Source organism: Pseudomonas sp. ANT_J12, from assembly GCF_008370045.1.
In the GTDB taxonomy this organism is placed as follows: domain Bacteria; phylum Pseudomonadota; class Gammaproteobacteria; order Pseudomonadales; family Pseudomonadaceae; genus Aquipseudomonas.
In genome coordinates, this window is the sequence record NZ_VOBN01000034.1 from 18,517 (window position 1) to 36,674 (window position 18,158).

Here is an 18,158-nt window from a genome sequence, read left to right on the forward strand (position 1 = left end):
CATTCCCACGCGGGAGCGTGGGAACGATCATGCGGTTACTCGACCCGCATCTCCCCACTGAACACCAACGTACTGCGGCATCGCCGGCACAAATACCGTCGCCCCTGCCGCACCAAACCATGGCGCTGCGCCGAAAACGGGAAATCGCTGTCGGGGCATGGGCATTTGTAGATGTAGCGGGTCACGCTGCGGCGTTTGACGTCGTAGGTGTGGCAGCGGTTGGGCGGCAGTTCGTACACGCCGCGCATGATCAGTTGCCATTCTTCGCCGTGGGGCTGGATGCGGTCGCCGAACAGTTGATGGGCGATCAGGTGCGCGACTTCGTGGGCGACGGTCTGCTTGAGGAAGTCTTCGGTGTTTTCCCGGTACAGCTGCGGGTTGAAGCGCAGCAGGTTCTCGTGCAGGTGCGCGACACCGGCTTTTTGCCCGCGCAGCTTGAGGCTCACCACGGGGCGTTTGAAAGGTCGTTTGAAAAAGGATTCGGCTTGTTGGAAACAGTCTTCGACGCGGGTATTGAGTTGCTCGGGCATGCTTGATGGATCTCCAGAGACGTCGAGTATGCCGCAACCCTCGGGACTTGCGAATCAGTGAGGCGCCGAATGGTCGTGCCCCGCTCATTAGAAGGCCGCCTTGCGGCGGCCTGTATTGGCAGATCGTTTTATAGGCAAAAGCTAGTTCGTATAGACCGGCCCCACGCCGAGTCCCCAGACAATAACGGTAAACGCCATGATGGCCACTAGCACCACCAGGCCGACAGCCAGCACCGAGCTTGAAAACAGGAATCCCTCGTCCGATGGAATGTTCATAAAGGTCGGCAAACCCACGTACAGCAGATACACCGTGTAGCAGATGGCGGCCGTGCCCACGACCATCCCCAGCCACATGTGTGGATACAGCGCCGCCAACCCGCCCACGAACAGCGGTGTCGCGGTGTAAGTGGCAAACGCAACGCAACGGGCCAGGCTCGGGTTGGCGTCGTAGGTCCGGGCCATCCAGTGCACGAACGCGCCCATGACCGCCACGCCGCCGAGCATCGCCACGTACGACATGATCGTCATCCATAGCGCACTTTCTGTCGTGAGCATCACCGGTGCCCGGCTACCGATGACCCAGCCAACTTGTGTAGTGCCGATAAAAGCCGACACGGCGGGGATCGCCGCGAGAATCAGCGTGTGGGTGAGGTACATGTGGCTGATGCTTTCCTCTTGGTCGCCACGAATTTCTTTCCATTCCTGGTCGGGGTGGGTGAAGAGCCCCACTACGTGATGGATCATGCCAGTCACTCCTCTTGTTATTGCCATCGCCCCCCAGCGGAGCGCCTACGGGCCAAAGTGGCCAAGTAAGTAAAGGTCTGAATATGTGTGCGACCTTATGTCGCAGTATAGAAAGGAGTTACCGGCGCAGGTTGCAGGGCGTTAGAGCAAATCGCGCTGTAAACCCCGGGGTTAATCGCGGTTACGACTTGTAGGAACTGCCGCAGGCTGCGATCTTTTGATCTTGTTCTTCGGTCAACACTGAAATGGCCAAAGATCAAAAGATCGCAGCCTTCGGCAACGCCTACAGGGGCGATCTTTTGATCTATCGGCGATTTGCGTAAAATGCCGGCCTTTCGTCACACCTCACGGATTTCGCGTCATGGGCACTCTTACGGTCAACCAGAACAAACTGCAAAAGCGCCTTCGCCGCCAGGCCGGTGAGGCTGTTGCCGATTTCAACATGATTGAAGACGGCGACAAGGTCATGGTCTGCCTGTCCGGTGGCAAGGACAGTTACACCCTGCTCGACGTGCTGATGCACTTTCAGAAGGTCGCCCCGATCCGGTTCGAGATCGTGGCCGTGAACATGGACCAGAAGCAGCCCGGTTTCCCCGAGCACGTACTGCCGGCGTATTTGAAAGCGTTGGGCGTCGAGTACCACATCGTCGAGAAAGACACCTATTCAGTGGTCAAGGAACTGGTCCCGGAAGGCAAGACCACGTGCTCGCTGTGCTCGCGCCTGCGTCGCGGCACGCTGTACACCTTCGCCGACGAAATCGGCGCCACGAAGATGGCCCTCGGTCACCACCGCGATGACATCGTCGAAACGTTCTTCCTCAACATGTTCTTTAACGGCTCGCTCAAGGCCATGCCGCCGAAGCTGCGGTCTGACGACGGGCGCAACGTGGTGATCCGTCCGCTGGCCTACTGCAACGAAAAAGACATCCAGGCCTATGCGGATTTCAAGCAATTCCCGATCATCCCGTGCAACCTCTGCGGCTCCCAGGAAAACCTGCAACGCCAGGTAGTCAAGGACATGTTGCAAGAGTGGGAGCGCAAGACCCCGGGCCGCACCGAAAGCATTTTCCGCAGCCTGCAAAATGTGCAGCCGTCGCAACTGGCGGACCGCAACCTGTTCGACTTCACCAACCTGCGCATCGACGAAACCGCCGCCTCGCGGTTCGTCAACGTAGTCAACCTCTAAACAACATTGTTCGGGAGCGGGCCCTGTGGCGAGGGGGCTTGCCCCCGTTGGGCTGCGAAGCGGCCCCAAAATCGTCGGCATGCTGGAGATTTTGTGAGTGCTACGCACTCAAACGGGGGCAAGCCCCCTCGCCACAGCTCGCGCGCCCCCCCAGGTTTTTCGTTTCAATCCTCAGGAGAGGGCATGCGCGATTACAAGTGGCTGCACGAGTACTGTCTGAACCGTTTCGGTTCGGCGGCTGAACTGGAAGCCCATCTGCCGGTTCCCAAGACCCCGGCGCAATTGCGCAAGATCAGCGACGACCGTTATCTCTCGACCATGGCCCTGCGGGTCTTTCGCGCCGGGCTCAAGCACAGCCTGGTGGACGCCAAGTGGCCGGCCTTCGAGGAAGTGTTCTTCAAGTTCGACCCGGAAAAAGTCGTGCTGATGAGCGCCGAACACCTGGAGCGCCTGATGCAGGACGCGCGGATCATCCGCCACCTGGGCAAACTCAAGAGCGTGCCGCGCAATGCGCAATTCATCCTCGACGTGGCCCATGAAAAGGGCAGCTTCGGTGAGCTGATCGCCGAGTGGCCGGTGACCGATATCGTCGGCTTGTGGACCTTCCTGAAAAAGCGCGGTCATCAACTGGGCGGGCTGTCGGCGCCGCGCTTCCTGCGCATGGTCGGCAAGGATACGTTTGTGCCCAGCTATGACGTGGTCGCGGGGTTGAATGCGCAGAAGATCGTCGACAAGGTGCCGACCAGCCAGCGGGACCTGGCGTTGGTGCAGGACGTGTTCAACCAGTGGCATGAACAAAGTGGCGGGCGGGCGATGAGCCAGATTTCGATGATGTTGGCGTACACCGTGAATCATTGACGCTAACGATCGTTCCCACGCGCTGCGTTGATCGTTCCCACGCTCCGCGTGGGAATGCCGCCCGGGACGCTCTGCGTCCCTGTGACGCGGAGCGTCATTTGATGCATTCCCACGCAGAGCGTGGGAACGATCACTGTAGGCAGTCAGGCAACCGAAATCTCGCCTTCCCCCGCCAACTTGCGATTCAACTGAAACCGCCACCGCACATACAACAACGCCGAGCAAAACACCGCCAGGCTCGCGCCCATTTCCAGCAACCCGAACAGCTGCCGGTTCGGGTCATACGCGGCCAGGGCGCCCTTGATGAAATACAAATTCACCACAAAACACATCCACGAATGCCCGCGGGCGCTGCCGACAATCATCCCCGGCGCCAGCAACAGCAGCGGCACCAGTTCGATCAGCAAAATCACCCACGGCCGCGCGCCATGCAGATCGGCGATCAGCAGGTAGTAAGCGCAGAGCAACCCCACCAGGCCGAAATAGCACAACAGGCTGACCGCGCGCATCGCCCGCACCCGCGGTTCGAGCCATGCGATCGAGGGCAGTATCTTCGGCTTCTTGGCCATGTCAGCCCTCCAGTTTCTGCGCGGTCTTGCCCAGGCGCAGGCCCAGGGCTCGGCACAGCGCGACTTCATGCTCATTCAAACCCTGTTTACCGTCGGCCCCGGCGTGATGGCTGGCGCCGTAGGGCGTGCCGCCGCCACGGGTTTCCAGCAGCGCCGATTCGCTGTAGGGCAGGCCGGTAATCAGCATGCCGTGGTGCAGCAACGGCAACATCATCGACAACAGTGTGGTTTCCTGGCCGCCATGCAGGCTTGCGGTGGACGTGAACACACCCGCCGGTTTGCCGACGAGGGCGCCGGTCAGCCACAGGTTACTGGTGCCGTCGAGGAAGTACTTGAGCGGCGCCGCCATGTTGCCGAAGCGAGTCGGGCTGCCAAGGGCCAGGCCGGCGCAGTTCTTCAGGTCGTCGAGGCTGGCGTACAACGCGCCTTCGTCCGGAATGTCCGGCGACACCGCTTCGCACTCGGTGGAAATCGGCGGCACGGTGCGCAAGCGCGCTTCCATGCCCGACTGCTCGACGCCACGGGCAATCTGCCGGGCCATTTCATTGGTTGAGCCGCTGCGGCTGTAATACAGGACCAGAATGTACGGCGCGCTCACGGCAACAGCTCCAGGATTTGCTCCGGCGGACGGCCGATGACCGCTTTGTCGCCGACCTCCAGGATCGGTCGTTCCATGAGTTTCGGGTGCGCGGCGATGGCGGCGATCAATTGCGCCTCGCTCAGGCTGGCGTCGGCCAGGTTGAGGGTCTTGTACTCGTCCTCGCCGGTGCGCAGCAGTTGCCGGGCGGTGATGCCGAGTTTTTTCAGCAGGCCCGTGAGTTGCGCGGCGTCCAGCGGGGTTTCGAGGTAGCGCACCACGGTCGGGGCCAGGCCACGGGCCTCAAGGAGTTCGAGCGCACCGCGGGATTTCGAGCAGCGCGGGTTGTGATAAAGCGTCAGATCGGTCATGTGCGGGTCGCATCTTGCGTAAGGTGGCGGCTATTCTAACTGTGCAGCGCGCAATCCAGAACCTCGAGAGGCGATGGGTCGCAGGCGCATTCAATTTTGAACAAGGATCACGACATGACTAGGCGATTGGCAGCGGCATTGGCGATCATCGGGGCGCTGATGCTGGGGGGCTGCGGTAACGACTATGGCATTGACCAGGACGGTCACAAAGTCGCGGCGGGGCGCCTCGATAAACAATGGCTGGTGCTCAATTACTGGGCGGAGTGGTGCGGCCCGTGCCGAACCGAGATTCCACAGTTGAATGCCTTGGCCGAGGAACTCAAGGGCAAGAAGATCGGTGTGTTCGGGGTCAACTTCGACAATGTGCAGGGCGAAGAGCTGAAAAGCGCCAGTGAAAAACTGGGGATCAAGTTCACCGTGCTGGCCCAGGACCCGGCGGAGCTTTTCGATTTGCCACGCAGTGAAGCGTTGCCGGTGACGTACATCATCGATAACAAGGGCAAGGTGCGGGAGCAGTTGATGGGTGAACAGACGGCGGCGGGGGTGATGGCGAAGCTGGAGGCGTTGAAGGCGCAGAACTGAGTCAGTGTCAGATCGTTCCCACGCTCTGCGTGGGAATGCATCAAGTGACGCTCTGCGTCACAGGGACGCGGAGCGTCCCGGGCGGCATTCCCACGCAGAGCGTGGGAACGATCATCAGCGATCGCGGAGGAGATCAACCCTCTTCAAGCCACCAACGCAACGGCTTGCCCTCGGCCGGCCAGAAACGCATCTGGTCGATGGGGGAAATGTCCCAGCGTTGCACATTTTCCAGCGCCTGCAGGAAACGCTGTTCCTGCTCCATCAACGCCGGTGCGCAGAGTTTGCGGGTGCTGCCGACTTTGCCAAAGCTCAGCTTGTCGCCGTCCAGGGTGTACGGCGCGAACCAATGGTTGCAGCCGCCGTTGCCGTAGGCCCGACCGTCGTCACCCAGGGTGATGGTCAGGTGGCTGTAATCCATCAGCGGACGTTCGCCGATCCATTCCAGAATGTAGCTGCGGTTCTGTTGCAGTTGAACCGGTTCGGCGGCGCAGCCCATCAGACTGGCGCCCACCACGGCCGCCAGGGCAAGGTGTTTCATCACGCAGGCTCCTGGCATGTCGGGCACAGGTGTTTCTCGCCGGCGGTGGTCCAACCCAACTCGGCAATCCGCGCGGTGGCGGCAGGCTTTTCGGCCTTGTTGCCCAGCTTGGCGTCGACCGCGAACTCGAAGCTCAGTTCTTTGGCGCAGCTGTCGCAGTTGACCTTCCAGGTATGGATCGCCAGTTCACCGAACACCGGACCACTGGCCACCGCGACCCATTGGCCGGGCGGGTTGATCAGGTGGCGAACGGTTTCGACGGTCAGGCGCATGGACAAGTCCTTGGCACCTTTGAGGGTGACCACCAGCACGTCATTATTGCGAATCGAGCCGCCATTGCCGGTGACTTGATAACGCCCCGGCACCAGGGCGCGGCATTCGGTCAGGGTGTGCTGCGGGTTCATCAGGGTGTAGCGGAAATCGTGTTCGACCATGGGTCCTCCAAATATGCGCGGTATGCTAGCACGGGCATCAGCGCAGCATGGCGCGGGCATGTGACCTTCGATCAGGTTCAAATCCTCCCTGCACTCATGGCACACTGCCGCTTTTACACCCCTAAGGAATGGAAATGGCCTGGATCGAATGTTTTGAATGCAAAAAGAGCATCAGCTCTACGGCACACACCTGCATTCATTGCGGCGCACCTTTGGCGGCGGAGCCAGCGACGACCTCCAGGGCTACACCGATCTCCTTCGGTCAGTTGCCGCGAGATGCGCACGTCCCCGAGGTCTCGTTTGCCCCTGCTGAACCGGCACCGAAGGTCGAGCCAACGCCCGAAATTCCACCCGCGCCTGTTTCGCGGCACCGTCGCCGGGGCGTTGTTGCAGCCAATACGCCGGCCGCCGCCACGTGGCCACGTCCGGTGGAAGGTTGGCTGAAAGTCATGGTGTTTTTGTTACCACCGTTTTTTGTCTGGTTTTTGCTGCGTCCCGGGCATTCCCTGCAACAGCGCTTGATCGGCTTCGGTTGGCTGGGGCTGATGATCCTGGCGTCTTCGATCACCAAGCCCTGATCCCGATCAGCCTTCGACCTGATTCTGCGGCACGCCGGCGGCCCAGGCCGCGATGTTGTGCAAGGTGGTCGCGGCAATCGCGCCGAGGGCTTCGCGGGTCAGGAAGGCCTGGTGCGCGGTGATGATGACGTTCGGGAAGGTCAGCAGCCGCGCCAGCACATCGTCTTGCAGCGGCAAGTCCGAGCGGTCCTCGAAGAACAGCTGAGCCTCTTCTTCATACACGTCCAGCCCCAGATAACCCAATTGCCCGTCCTTCAAGGCGTCGATCAGCGCCGGCGTGTCCACCAGGCCGCCGCGCCCGGTGTTGATCAGCATCGCCCCCGGTTGCATGTGCGCCAGTGACTTGCGGTTGATCAAGTATTTGCTCTGCTCATTGAGCGGGCAGTGCAGGCTGATGATCTGCGACTCGGCCAACAGCTGCGGCAAACTCAAGTAGCGCGCGCCGAGGGCTTTGACCTGGGGATTGGGGTAGGGATCGTAGGCGAGCAACTGGCAGCCAAAACCGTGCATGATCTTGGCGAAGGTCGCACCGATCTGCCCAGTGCCGACCACGCCGACGGTCTTGCCCACCAGGTCGAAACCGGTCAGCCCGTGCAGGCTGAAGTCGCCTTCGCGTGTTCGATTGTAGGCGCGGTGCAGGCGCCGGTTGAGCGCGAGGATCAACGCCACCGCGTGCTCGGCAATGGCGTGGGGCGAGTAGGACGGCACGCGCACGATGGCCAGGTTCAGGCGTTTCGCCGCGACCAGGTCGACATGGTTGTAACCGGCCGAACGCAGGGCGATCAACCGGGTGCCGCCAGCGGCCAGGTGTTCGAGCACCGGGGCGCTGAGGTCATCGTTGATAAAGGCGCACACCACGTCGTGCTGCTCGGCGAGCGCCACGGTGTCGAGGCTCAGGCGCGCCGCTTGAAACTGCAACTCGATGCCGGCGGGCAAGTCTGCCGCGAGGAAGCTGTCGCGGTCGTAGGTCTGGCTGCTGAACAGAATCGTGCGCATCGTGCTCTCCTGGGTCATGTCGCTGACCTTAACCCGTTCTCCGTCCGTGTCCTTTGCGCTGGATCAGGCGCTGATGCGCGCCTGCGTCGCCAGGCGATTGATCGAGCGTTCCAGTTCTTCGAGTGCCGCCGTCGCTTTCGGGTCTTGCTGTTTGAGCAGGGTTTCACTGCGTTGGCAGGCGGCGCGCAGTTGCGGCACGCCGCAGTAACGCGTGGCCCCGTGCAGGCGATGGACCCGTTCGATCAAGGCATTCTGGTCGTTGGCTTCGCGGGCGACGCGAATCGCCTCGCGATCGGCTTCCAGCGAGGCCAGCAGCATCGCCAGCATGTCCGCCGCCAGATCGGCTTTGCCGGCGGCCAGGCGCAGGCCTTCTTCGTGATCGAGCACCAGCAATTCACCGCCGCCATGGCTGTCGCTGGAACGTTCCGGCACCAGATTGCGCAGGGCCAGGCCGGTCCACTTCAGCACCACTTGGGCCAGTTGCCGTTCGCTGATCGGTTTGGTCAGGTAATCGTCCATGCCGCTTTGCAGCAAGGCGCGTTTTTCGTTAGCCATGGCGTGGGCGGTGAGGGCCACGATCGGCAGCGGCGTGCAATGCCGCTCGCTTTCCCACTGACGAATCGCTTCGGTGCTCTGGCGTCCGTCCATGCCGGGCATCTGCACGTCCATCAACACCAGGTCGAAGGTTTCGTTTTGCACCGCTTTGACCGCGGCGTAACCGCTTTCCACGGCGAGCACCTTGGCGCCCATGTCTTCGAGCAGGGTTTGTACCAGCAGCAGGTTGGCCGGGTTGTCGTCCACGCAAAGGACTTTCGGCGCACGGCTCGACACCGGTTCGCCGGGCTCGCTGCGTTGTTGGCGCGGGTTGACCAGATCCGACAGGGCCCGGCGCAACTTGCGCGTGCACGCCGGTTTTGACTGGAGCTGACTGTGGGGATTGGGCACCGAGAGGTGGAACAGGGTCTGCTCGGTGGTCGGGCACAACACCAGGACCTTGCAGCCCAGGTGTTCAAGGTCCCAGATGTGTTGGTTAAGACGCTCTGGCGGCATGTCATTACTGGTGATGCCGAGCACCGCCAGCTCAATCGCCTGCTCGGTCTGATGGGCGCCGGTGACGCCATTGGTCAAACTTTCCAGGGTATTGAACGGCGTGACTTCGAGGCCGCAGTCTTCCAGTTGATGTTGCAACGCCTGACGGGCCAGTTCGTGGTTTTCCAGCACTGCCACCCGACGCCCGAGCAACGGCGGGCCGGGCAGGTCCTCGGCGTCGTCGCGGGTTTTTGGCAGGCTCAGGCTGATCCAGAATTCCGAGCCTTCCCCCGGCGTACTGTCGACGCCAATCTCGCCGCCCATCTGCTCGATCAGGCGCTTTGAAATCACCAGCCCCAGACCGGTGCCGCCGGGCTGGCGCGACAGCGAGTTATCCGCCTGGCTGAACGCCTGGAACAGGGCGCGCACGTCCTGGTTCGACAGGCCGATGCCGGTGTCCTGAATGCTGATGCGCAGTTGCACGCTGTCTTCGTGTTCTTCCTCAAGCATGGCCCGGGCGACGATGGTGCCTTCGCGGGTGAACTTGATCGCGTTGCTGACCAGGTTGGTCAGGATCTGTTTCAGGCGCAGCGGATCGCCGACCAGCGACAACGGCGTGTCGCGGTACACCAGGCTCACCAGTTCCAGCTGTTTGGCGTGGGCGGCGGGGGCGAGGATGGTCAGGGTGTCTTGCAGCAGGTCGCGCAGGTTGAACGGAATGTTGTCCAGCACCAGTTTGCCGGCCTCGATTTTCGAGAAGTCGAGGATCTCGTTGATGATCCCCAGCAGGCTGTCGGCGGATTTTTCGATGGTGCCCAGGTAGTCGAGCTGGCGCGGGGTCAGTTCGCTTTTTTGCAGCAGGTGGGTGAAGCCGAGAATGCCGTTGAGCGGCGTGCGGATTTCATGGCTCATGTTGGCCAGGAATTCGGATTTGATCCGGCTCGCTTCCAGGGCTTCCTTGCGCGCCAGGTCCAGCTCGATGTTCTGGATCTCGATGGTTTCCAGGTTCTGGCGCACGTCTTCGGTGGCTTGGTCGACGCTGTGCTGCAATTCTTCCTGGGCGTTTTGCAGGGTGCCGGCCATGCGGTTGATGCCCGACGCCAGTTCATCCAGTTCCTGGCTGCCAAGCGGTGGCAAGCGGGTTTCCAGATGACCGTCCTTGAGTTGCGCCACCGCCAGTTTGATCTGGCTGATCGGCCGGTTGATCGTGCGGCCCATGCGCAACGCCAGCAGCGCCGCGCCGGCCAGACCGGCACCAATCAGCAGCAGGCTGGCGAACAGGCTGCGGTAACCGCGCAGCAGCATGCCGTTGTGGGACAGTTCGAGTTCGACCCAGCCGAGCAGGCGGTCGGCTTCGTCGGGGATCAGGTCGCCGGCCAGGTTGCGGTGCTTGCCGAATACCGGCAGCAAGTAGCGGGTCGCGTCATTGCCGCTGCGGCGCAGCATCTGCGAGCTGTTGCCAATCGGGGCCGCGTTGAGCATGGTCGGGCCGGCGTGGGCCAGCGGTGTGCGGTCGGGGGCGAGGAAGGTCACGGCGCGCACGTCGGTCTGTTCCAGGGATTGGGTGGCGATCCGTTCCAGCAGGTCGGTGTTCTTGTGACCCATGGCCGGGGCGACCAGCGGTGCAAGTTGTTCGGCGATCATCTCGCCGCGCTGCATGAGTTGGGCTTGCAGGTCCGCTTGCTGCATCCAGGTGAAATAGCCGCCCAGCACCAACGCCATCAGGCTGGTGGGCAGCAAGGTCAGCAACAGCACGCGGCCTTTAATTCCCAGTTTCTTAAGCACGCATTTCTCCTGCATCCCGCTATTTATTGGACCCGCGCGTGCATCCGGCACGCACCACCTGCGCAGTGTAGCGATTTGCTGGCGGGCAATCTTCGTAAAATTGATGTCGTCATCCGTCGGCTGGAGCGGCGCTTTTGCCGCCTGGGCAAACCTTGGGTTGCCCCTGGCGAGGCAATCTTGAATAATCGCCAACTGAGAATTATTTGCAGATAGTCATGACTCCCATCACTGCTGGCCATCCTCGTATCCTGTCTATAGAAGACGACCTCGTGCTCGGCGCTTATGTCCACGAACACCTGGGGCGTTGCGGTTTTCAGGTGACCTGGTGCCAGAACGGCCAGGAAGGCCTGGCCATCGCCCGGGGGCAACCGTTCGATGTGGTGCTGATGGACATTCTGCTGCCGGGGCTGGACGGGTTGAACGTGCTGACCCAATTGCGCCAGAGCCACTCCACCCCGGTGGTGCTGATGTCGGCACTGGGCGCCGAGTCTGATCGCATCAGTGGTTTTCGCCTGGGCGCCGACGACTACCTGCCCAAACCCTTCAGCATGGCCGAGTTGCGGGTGCGCATCGAAGCCATCCTGCGCCGGGTGGCACTCGACCGTCGGCCTGAGCCCTTCGCGGTGGTCAATCCGGTTCATAGCCTGTTGTTTGACGAGGACCAGTGCGAAGTCTTCTATCGTGAACACGCCGCCGGCCTGACCCGTAGCGAATATCGGCTGCTGGAAATCCTCAATCGCAACAATGACGAAGTGCTGAGCAAGGCCTTCCTGTATCAGCAAGTGCTGCAACGGGGCTACGCGGCCCACGACCGCAGCCTCGACATGCACATCAGCCAGATCCGGCGCAAGCTCAAGGCCATCGGCTATACCGAGCGGGAAGTGCGCACGGTCTGGGGCAAGGGTTACGTGCTGAGTGCCGTCGATGAAATGGTCTGACCTGCCGGGCCGGCACTCGCTGTTCTGGAAACTGGCGTGTTTGTTGGTGGCGTTTTGTCTGTTGATGATCTGGTTGAGCTGGTCTTGGGGTCGCTACATGGAGGAGCGCAACCAGTTCCTGTCCGATGACGCCCGCGGCGCGCTGACCCGCTACGCCGCCGAAGCCGAACAGGCGTGGCAGCAGCGCCAGCGGGCGGGCATCGATGCATGGCTACAAGGCATGCAACAGCGTGAAGCGGGCTGGGTTGGCGTCGTGGGTGGTGATTTGCAGTCGCTGAGCAGCCATCCGCTGACGGACAAGGAAATCGAGCGGGTAACCTTCTTGCGCGGCCTGGACTGGCCCATCCACAAGAAAAACCTGCCGTGGCTGCGTTTGCCGTTTCCAGGCGACCCCCATGCTGGCAATTTGGTAATCGAACTGCCACCGCGTTTCATGCCCGGACAGTACCGGGTGTTCTGGCGGGTGATTACCAACGGGGTCATTCCCGGATTGTTCACTTTGCTGCTGTGCGTCGGCTTGTATCGATTGTTGGTAGTGCCGTTGAACAGCCTGCGCGAGCAGGCCAACGCCTGGCGTGCCGACCAATTGAACGTGCGCCTGTCGAGCCACACCACCAATCGCTCGGATGAGCTGGGTGAACTGGGCCGCGCCTTCGACCACATGGCCGAGCGCCTGCAAAGCACCGTCGCCCTGCAACAACAACTGCTGCGCGACCTGTCCCACGAACTGCGCACCCCCCTGAGTCGTCTGCGAGTGGCCAGCGAAAGCGAGCAGGGCTTGGTGCAACTGCGCGAACGTATCGGCCGCGAAGTCGATGGCATGCAGCGCCTGGTGGACGACACCCTGCAACTGGCCTGGCTCGACACCGAACGCACACGGTTGCCCGACGAATCGATCCAGATCCAGGCGCTGTGGGACATGCTCACGGAAAACGCCTGCTATGAAAGTGGCTGGCCAGCGAGTCGGCTGCACTGCGCAGTGGATTCGTCCTGCTGGGTGCGCGGTCATCTGAATACCTTGGCCCAAGCCCTGGAAAACATCCTGCGCAACGCCATTCGGCATTCCCCCAACGGCGGCGTGGTCCGCCTCGGTGGACAGCGTGATGGCGACTTCTGGCATTTGTGGCTGGAGGATCAGGGTGGCGGGGTGGCCGACGACGATCTGGAGCGGATCTTCTCGCCCTTTATTCGCCTCGATGGTTCGCGGCCGGGGGATGGCGGGTTCGGGTTGGGGTTGAGCATTGCCAGGAATGCGGTGCAGCGTCAGGGGGGGACGCTTTGGGCGCAGAACACGGAGACCGGGTTGCGGTTGAATATGCGGTTATTGGCTGATAGCGGTGTCGCCAGCGAAGAGACGTTACTAGCCATCACTGTCTCCCAAGCTGAAGAGAAAGTCTCACCACTGGTGAGACAATTGCTCTGGCCCACAAACTGTCTGAACAACACTCACCCTTTGGAAATGGACTTGCGCGCGAAGAGGTCTTCTCAGTCACCTTTCTCACTCGATTGAAGAAAAAGTCGCACCACTGGCGCGACAATTTTCCTAGCCTTCATGGAACGTAAGCTCAAAGTCGCACCGTTCCAGCTCAATATTTACCGACCGACAAAAGTGTCAGCAGTGCTGACACAAATATCTCATTTACCCTGATTGCAAAAGCAACCTGGGTGAAGCCGATGAGCTGTGCGTCAGCCTCTTATTCCCATAAGCCATAAGCACCACACTTTGCGTGATATGGCCTGCGAACGTTTGCCGGTATGATAGGCGCCCCCGCAGTCTGGATTGCGAATACGCCATGACCTTGCAGTACCCAACCATCGCCGATTGCGTCGGCAACACTCCGCTGGTCCGTTTGCAGCGCCTGCCTGGCGCCACCAGCAATACCCTTTTGCTCAAGCTCGAAGGGAATAACCCGGCGGGTTCGGTCAAGGACCGTCCGGCGCTGTCGATGATCACCCGTGCCGAGTTGCGTGGGCAGATCCATGCCGGCGATACGCTGATCGAAGCGACCTCGGGTAACACCGGGATTGCGCTGGCCATGGCCGCCGCAATCAAGGGTTACAAGATGATCCTGATCATGCCGGACAACTCCAGCGCCGAACGCAAAGCCGCGATGACGGCCTATGGCGCCGAGCTGATCCTGGTGACCCAGGAAGAAGGCATGGAAGGCGCTCGCGATCTCGCCCAACGGATGGAAGCCGAAGGCCGTGGCAAGGTGCTGGACCAGTTCGCCAATGGGGATAACCCCGAGGCGCACTACACCACCACCGGCCCGGAAATCTGGCGCCAGACCGAGGGCACCATCACGCATTTCGTCAGCTCGATGGGCACCACCGGAACGATCATGGGTGTGTCACGCTACTTGAAAGAGCAGAGTGACAACGTGCAGATCATCGGCCTGCAACCGATGGAAGGCTCGGCGATCCCGGGTATCCGTCGCTGGCCGCAGGAATACCTGCCGAAGATTTACCAGGCCGACCGCGTTGACCGCATCGTCGACATGGCCCAAAGCGAAGCCGAAGACGTGACCCGTCGTCTGGCCCGCGAAGAAGGCATTTTCTGTGGCGTGTCCTCGGGTGGTGCGGTGGCAGCGATGCTGCGCCTGTCCCAGGAAGTTGAAAACGCGGTGATCGTCGCGATCATCTGCGACCGTGGCGACCGTTACTTGTCGACCGGCATTTTCGACGCGGCCAACTGATGGCCAAGCAAGAGAGAGGCCTGCGCTTCCAACCCACGGGCGGCAGCAAGGCCCCACAAATCCCGACCGGCAAAAAGCAGCGCTTGAGCATCGAGCGCCTGGCCAATGACGGTCGCGGTATCGCATTTTTCGAAGGTCGCACCTGGTTTGTCATCGGCGCGTTGGCCGGTGAGGACGTCGAGGCGCGGGTGCTCAATGCCCACGGCAAAGTGGTCGAGGCCCGTACCGAACGCGTATTCCAGGCCAGCGAGCTGCGTCGCCCGGCACCGTGCCCGCATGCCGGTCGCTGCGGTGGTTGCAGCGTGCAGCACTTGCCCCACAGCGAACAACTCGCCCTGAAACAGCGCATGCTCGCCGAGCAATTATCCAAGGTCGCCGGTGTCGAACCCCAAGAGTGGGCAGCGCCGTTGAGCGGTCCGGAATTCGGTTACCGCCGCCGCGCCCGCGTGGCGGTGCGCTGGGACATGAAAGCGAAAAAACTCGAAGTCGGTTTCCGGGCTGCTGGCAGCCAGGACATCATCGCGATCAGCGAATGCACGGTGCTGGTACAGCCCTTGCAGCCGATCATGACCCGCTTGCCGGAGATGCTCCGACGCTTGAGCAAACCTCAGGCGCTGGGGCATGTGGAATTGTTCAGTGGCTCGTCGCTGGCGGTGTTGCTGCGGCACATGGCGCCGTTGTCCGAGGCCGACCTGACGATCCTCAAGGATTTCTGCGCGTTCCATGAAGCCCAGTTGTGGCTGCATGGCGACGGTGAACCGCAACCGGTTCAGGCCGATCAAGCGCTGGGTTATCGCCTGGAACAGTGGGACCTGAACCTGGCGTATCGGCCGGGGGATTTCATCCAGGTCAACGCCGGGGTTAATGAAGCGATGGTGGCCCAGGCGTTGGATTGGCTGAAACCTGAAGCCGATCAACGCGTCCTCGATCTGTTCTGCGGCCTGGGCAACTTTGCCTTGCCGCTGGCCAAGACCGTACGCGAAGTGGTGGCGGTCGAAGGCGTGCAGGCGATGGTCGAGCGCGCCGCTGCGAACGCCGCTAGCAACAATCTGCATAATGCGAGGTTTTTTCAGGCCGATTTATCCCAGCCTTTGGCTGATGCCGAATGGGCGCGGGAAGGCTTTTGTGCGGTACTCTTGGACCCACCGCGTGACGGTGCTTTTGAGGTGGTGCGCAAGCTCAAGTCCCTGGGCGCCGAACGGTTGGTGTATGTGTCGTGCAACCCGGCAACGCTGGCGCGCGATACGGTCGAATTGATCAAGCAGGGCTACCGGTTAAAACGTGCCGGGATTCTCGATATGTTTCCTCAGACGGCACATGTCGAGGCCATGGCGTTATTTGAAGCGAGCTAGGATGGCTCGTCTGGTCCGACTGGCCGCCCGTGCAGCCGCCGCGCACTCGCCCGGCGCGGGCTAACGGGCAATGAAGGTCAGCGATTTGACGCATTGAATCTGCGTCGTAGGGAAGGTAAAGCAAGATGGTACAGGTGAGAGCACACCAGCCGATCAACACCGACGGCAGTATCAATCTCGAGGCTTGGCTCGATCACGCGGTCACTGTCGATCAGGCACTGGATCGCGAAGCCTTGAAAGAAGCGTGCGAGTTCGCTCGTGCGTCTGAACAGCAAGCCAATGCGGCGAAAAACCTCTGGTCCGAAGGGACCTCGAGTTTCCGCACGGGCCTTGAGATCGCCGAGATTCTCGCCGACCTCAAACTTGATCAGGATTCGTTGGTTGCCGCGATCCTGTATCGCGGCGTGCGCGAAGGCCAGATTGAACTGCCGGCGGTCAGCCAGCGCTTCGGTCCGGTGGTCGCCAAACTCATCGACGGCGTGTTGCGCATGGCGGCAATCAGCGCCAGCCTGAGCCCCCGTCAATCCCTGGTGCTGGGCACTCAGGGCCAGGTGGAAAACCTGCGCAAGATGCTGGTGGCCATGGTCGACGACGTGCGCGTCGCGCTGATCAAACTGGCCGAACGCACCTGCGCGATCCGTGCGGTGAAAACCGCCGACGACGAGAAGCGCAATCGCGTCGCCCGTGAAGTCTTCGACATCTACGCGCCGCTCGCCCATCGCCTGGGGATCGGTCATATCAAGTGGGAGCTGGAGGACTTGTCCTTCCGTTACCTTGAGCCCGACCAATACAAACAGATCGCCAAGTTGCTGCATGAGCGACGCCTGGATCGCGAGCGTTTCATCGCCGACGTGATGAACCAGCTGAAGAATGAGCTGACCGCCACGGGCGTCGATGCCGACATCAGCGGCCGGGCCAAACACATCTATTCGATCTGGCGCAAAATGCAGCGCAAGGGTCTGGAGTTCAGCCAGATCTACGACGTGCGCGCCGTTCGCGTGCTGGTGCCGGAAATGCGCGACTGCTACACCGCGCTTGGCATCGTCCACACCCTGTGGCGACACATCCCGAAAGAATTCGACGACTACATCGCCAACCCGAAAGAGAACGGCTACCGCTCGCTGCACACCGCAGTGATCGGCCCCGAAGGCAAGGTGCTGGAAGTGCAGATCCGCACTCATGCCATGCACGAAGAAGCCGAGCTCGGGGTTTGCGCGCACTGGCGCTACAAGGGCACCGACGTCAAGGCGGGTTCCAACCAGTACGAAGAGAAAATCTCCTGGCTGCGGCAGGTGCTTGAGTGGCACGAAGAACTCGGCGACATCGGCGGCCTGGCGGATCAGTTGCGGGTCGATATCGAGCCGGACCGGGTCTACATCTTCACCCCGGACGGTCACGCCATCGACTTGCCGAAAGGCTCGACGCCGCTGGACTTCGCCTACCGTGTGCACACCGAGATCGGCCACAACTGCCGTGGCGCCAAGATCAACGGGCGCATCGTACCGCTCAACTACAGCCTGCAAACCGGTGAGCAGGTCGAGATCATCACCAGCAAACACGGCACTCCAAGTCGTGACTGGCTGAACTCGAACCTGGGTTACGTCACCACCTCCCGGGCGCGGGCGAAGATCGTCCACTGGTTCAAATTGCAGGCCCGTGATCAGAACGTCGCGGCCGGTAAAACCTTGCTCGAACGTGAACTCACACGCCTCGGCTTGCCGGCAGTGGATTTCGACAAGTTGGCCGAAAAGGCCAACATGAAAACTGCCGAGGACATGTTCGCCGCCCTCGGCGCCGGCGATCTGCGCCTGGCGCAGTTGGTGAATCTGGCGCAGCAACTGGTCGAGCCGGAATGTGGCAACGAACAGCTGGAACTGATCCCGCGCAAAGCCACCGGTTACAAGCCTGGCAAACGCGGCGATATCCAGATCCAGGGCGTCGGCAACCTGATGACCCAAATGGCCGGCTGCTGCCAGCCGCTGCCGGGGGATGCGATCGTCGGTTACATCACCCAGGGCCGCGGTGTGAGCATTCACCGCCAGGACTGCGCCTCGGTGCTGCAGCTGGGCGGGCGCGAGCCGGAGCGGATCATCCAGGTCAGCTGGGGCCCGGTGCCGGTGCTCACCTATCCGGTGGACATCATCATCCGTGCCTACGACCGTTCCGGTCTGCTGCGTGACGTGTCGCAAGTACTGCTCAACGAGCGGATCAACGTGCTGGCGGTCAACACCCGCTCGAACAAAGAGGACAACACCGCGTTGATGTCCCTGACCATCGAGATTCCGGGGCTGGATGCATTGGGGCGGTTGCTGGGAAGAATTTCCCAATTGCCGAACATCATCGAAACCCGGCGTAACCGTACACCGTGAAGCGGTCCCCCTGTAGGAGCGAGGCT

At 61.5% G+C, this 18,158-nt stretch carries 18 protein-coding genes; 9 read left to right on the forward strand and 9 right to left on the reverse strand.

Going from position 1 to position 18,158, the window contains the following annotated elements:
- Positions 1–35: 35 nt before the first annotated feature.
- Complete coding sequence (locus FQ192_RS32610; RefSeq protein WP_008074985.1) at positions 36–530, reverse strand: SprT family zinc-dependent metalloprotease; 495 nt, start codon at positions 528–530, stop codon at positions 36–38.
- 141 nt (positions 531–671) lie between these two features.
- Complete coding sequence (locus FQ192_RS32615; RefSeq protein WP_133840438.1) at positions 672–1,274, reverse strand: Yip1 family protein; 603 nt, start codon at positions 1,272–1,274, stop codon at positions 672–674.
- 361 nt (positions 1,275–1,635) lie between these two features.
- On the opposite strand from FQ192_RS32615, the gene ttcA reads away from it, so the two are divergent.
- Together ttcA and FQ192_RS32625 are read left to right on the forward strand one after the other, a co-directional pair.
- On the forward strand, positions 1,636–2,460 hold the full coding sequence (gene ttcA / locus FQ192_RS32620) for a tRNA 2-thiocytidine(32) synthetase TtcA (RefSeq protein ID WP_149662094.1): 825 nt from the start codon (positions 1,636–1,638) through the stop codon (positions 2,458–2,460).
- Positions 2,461–2,643: 183 nt separating this feature from the next.
- Entirely contained in the window at positions 2,644–3,318 is a 675-nt protein-coding gene (locus FQ192_RS32625) for a DNA-3-methyladenine glycosylase I (RefSeq protein WP_123407098.1), read from the forward strand.
- 143 nt (positions 3,319–3,461) lie between these two features.
- On the opposite strand, the gene FQ192_RS32630 is transcribed toward FQ192_RS32625, so the two are convergent.
- The 3 genes from FQ192_RS32630 to arsC are packed head-to-tail and all read right to left on the reverse strand — an operon-like array spanning position 3,462 to position 4,835.
- On the reverse strand, positions 3,462–3,887 hold the full coding sequence (locus tag FQ192_RS32630) for a DUF2069 domain-containing protein (RefSeq protein WP_149662095.1): 426 nt from the start codon (positions 3,885–3,887) through the stop codon (positions 3,462–3,464).
- A gap of 1 nt (position 3,888) precedes the next feature.
- On the reverse strand, positions 3,889–4,485 hold the full coding sequence (wrbA, locus tag FQ192_RS32635) for an NAD(P)H:quinone oxidoreductase (protein ID WP_133840441.1): 597 nt from the start codon (positions 4,483–4,485) through the stop codon (positions 3,889–3,891).
- Positions 4,482–4,835 (reverse strand): arsenate reductase (glutaredoxin), encoded by a 354-nt coding sequence (gene arsC, locus FQ192_RS32640; protein ID WP_149662096.1) that lies wholly within the window; start codon positions 4,833–4,835, stop codon positions 4,482–4,484. The genes wrbA and arsC overlap by 4 nt, the downstream gene beginning before the upstream one ends.
- A gap of 114 nt (positions 4,836–4,949) precedes the next feature.
- Here arsC and FQ192_RS32645 point away from each other — a divergent pair, with 114 nt between their 5' ends.
- A complete protein-coding gene (locus FQ192_RS32645; RefSeq protein ID WP_149662097.1) occupies positions 4,950–5,417 on the forward strand; it encodes a TlpA disulfide reductase family protein in 468 nt (155 codons plus the stop codon).
- A 133-nt stretch (positions 5,418–5,550) separates the two neighbouring features.
- On the opposite strand, the gene FQ192_RS32650 is transcribed toward FQ192_RS32645, so the two are convergent.
- Positions 5,551–5,955: an META domain-containing protein gene (locus tag FQ192_RS32650; RefSeq protein WP_149662098.1), complete on the reverse strand. Its 405-nt coding sequence runs from the start codon at positions 5,953–5,955 to the stop codon at positions 5,551–5,553.
- Positions 5,955–6,389, reverse strand: a complete 435-nt coding sequence (locus FQ192_RS32655; RefSeq protein WP_149662099.1) for a hypothetical protein — start codon at positions 6,387–6,389, stop codon at positions 5,955–5,957. The genes FQ192_RS32650 and FQ192_RS32655 overlap by 1 nt, the downstream gene beginning before the upstream one ends.
- Positions 6,390–6,523: 134 nt before the next feature.
- Between FQ192_RS32655 and FQ192_RS32660 the strand changes: the two genes are divergently transcribed.
- On the forward strand, positions 6,524–6,967 hold the full coding sequence (locus tag FQ192_RS32660) for a hypothetical protein (protein ID WP_149662100.1): 444 nt from the start codon (positions 6,524–6,526) through the stop codon (positions 6,965–6,967).
- Positions 6,968–6,973: 6 nt separating this feature from the next.
- Here FQ192_RS32660 and FQ192_RS32665 read toward each other — a convergent pair whose 3' ends face one another.
- Both FQ192_RS32665 and FQ192_RS32670 read right to left on the reverse strand, forming a co-directional pair.
- On the reverse strand, positions 6,974–7,963 hold the full coding sequence (locus FQ192_RS32665; RefSeq protein WP_149662101.1) for a 2-hydroxyacid dehydrogenase: 990 nt from the start codon (positions 7,961–7,963) through the stop codon (positions 6,974–6,976).
- A 63-nt stretch (positions 7,964–8,026) separates the two neighbouring features.
- Positions 8,027–10,777 carry a response regulator gene (locus FQ192_RS32670; protein WP_149662102.1) on the reverse strand — a complete coding sequence of 917 codons (2,751 nt, stop codon included), beginning with the start codon at positions 10,775–10,777 and terminating at the stop codon, positions 8,027–8,029.
- 215 nt (positions 10,778–10,992) lie between these two features.
- Between FQ192_RS32670 and FQ192_RS32675 the strand changes: the two genes are divergently transcribed.
- From FQ192_RS32675 to relA, 5 genes are all read left to right on the forward strand, one after another.
- Complete coding sequence (locus FQ192_RS32675) at positions 10,993–11,715, forward strand: response regulator transcription factor (RefSeq protein WP_149662103.1); 723 nt, start codon at positions 10,993–10,995, stop codon at positions 11,713–11,715.
- Positions 11,702–13,225, forward strand: a complete 1,524-nt coding sequence (locus FQ192_RS32680) for a sensor histidine kinase (RefSeq protein WP_149662104.1) — start codon at positions 11,702–11,704, stop codon at positions 13,223–13,225. The genes FQ192_RS32675 and FQ192_RS32680 overlap by 14 nt, the downstream gene beginning before the upstream one ends.
- Before the next feature lie 283 nt (positions 13,226–13,508).
- Positions 13,509–14,411, forward strand: a complete 903-nt coding sequence (cysM, locus tag FQ192_RS32685; protein WP_149662105.1) for a cysteine synthase CysM — start codon at positions 13,509–13,511, stop codon at positions 14,409–14,411.
- Positions 14,411–15,763, forward strand: a complete 1,353-nt coding sequence (gene rlmD / locus FQ192_RS32690) for a 23S rRNA (uracil(1939)-C(5))-methyltransferase RlmD (RefSeq protein WP_149662106.1) — start codon at positions 14,411–14,413, stop codon at positions 15,761–15,763. The genes cysM and rlmD overlap by 1 nt, the downstream gene beginning before the upstream one ends.
- 125 nt (positions 15,764–15,888) lie before the next feature.
- The gene (relA, locus tag FQ192_RS32695) at positions 15,889–18,132 is read left to right on the forward strand and encodes a GTP diphosphokinase (protein ID WP_149662107.1); all 2,244 of its coding nucleotides are present in this window, start codon (positions 15,889–15,891) and stop codon (positions 18,130–18,132) included.
- The last annotated feature ends 26 nt before the right edge of the window (positions 18,133–18,158 follow it).

Bases quoted from the DNA above. Each gene is read 5' to 3' on its own strand.
- FQ192_RS32610 (WP_008074985.1), bottom strand. From the start codon at position 530: ATGCCCGAGCAACTCAATACCCGCGTCGAAGACTGTTTCCAACAAGCC.
- FQ192_RS32615 (WP_133840438.1), bottom strand. From the start codon at position 1,274: ATGATCCATCACGTAGTGGGGCTCTTCACCCACCCCGACCAGGAATGG.
- ttcA (WP_149662094.1), top strand. From the start codon at position 1,636: ATGGGCACTCTTACGGTCAACCAGAACAAACTGCAAAAGCGCCTTCGC.
- FQ192_RS32625 (WP_123407098.1), top strand. From the start codon at position 2,644: ATGCGCGATTACAAGTGGCTGCACGAGTACTGTCTGAACCGTTTCGGT.
- FQ192_RS32630 (WP_149662095.1), bottom strand. From the start codon at position 3,887: ATGGCCAAGAAGCCGAAGATACTGCCCTCGATCGCATGGCTCGAACCG.
- arsC (WP_149662096.1), bottom strand. From the start codon at position 4,835: ATGACCGATCTGACGCTTTATCACAACCCGCGCTGCTCGAAATCCCGC.
- FQ192_RS32645 (WP_149662097.1), top strand. From the start codon at position 4,950: ATGACTAGGCGATTGGCAGCGGCATTGGCGATCATCGGGGCGCTGATG.
- FQ192_RS32650 (WP_149662098.1), bottom strand. From the start codon at position 5,955: ATGAAACACCTTGCCCTGGCGGCCGTGGTGGGCGCCAGTCTGATGGGC.
- FQ192_RS32655 (WP_149662099.1), bottom strand. From the start codon at position 6,389: ATGGTCGAACACGATTTCCGCTACACCCTGATGAACCCGCAGCACACC.
- FQ192_RS32660 (WP_149662100.1), top strand. From the start codon at position 6,524: ATGGCCTGGATCGAATGTTTTGAATGCAAAAAGAGCATCAGCTCTACG.
- FQ192_RS32665 (WP_149662101.1), bottom strand. From the start codon at position 7,963: ATGCGCACGATTCTGTTCAGCAGCCAGACCTACGACCGCGACAGCTTC.
- FQ192_RS32675 (WP_149662103.1), top strand. From the start codon at position 10,993: ATGACTCCCATCACTGCTGGCCATCCTCGTATCCTGTCTATAGAAGAC.
- FQ192_RS32680 (WP_149662104.1), top strand. From the start codon at position 11,702: ATGAAATGGTCTGACCTGCCGGGCCGGCACTCGCTGTTCTGGAAACTG.
- cysM (WP_149662105.1), top strand. From the start codon at position 13,509: ATGACCTTGCAGTACCCAACCATCGCCGATTGCGTCGGCAACACTCCG.
- rlmD (WP_149662106.1), top strand. From the start codon at position 14,411: ATGGCCAAGCAAGAGAGAGGCCTGCGCTTCCAACCCACGGGCGGCAGC.
- relA (WP_149662107.1), top strand. From the start codon at position 15,889: ATGGTACAGGTGAGAGCACACCAGCCGATCAACACCGACGGCAGTATC.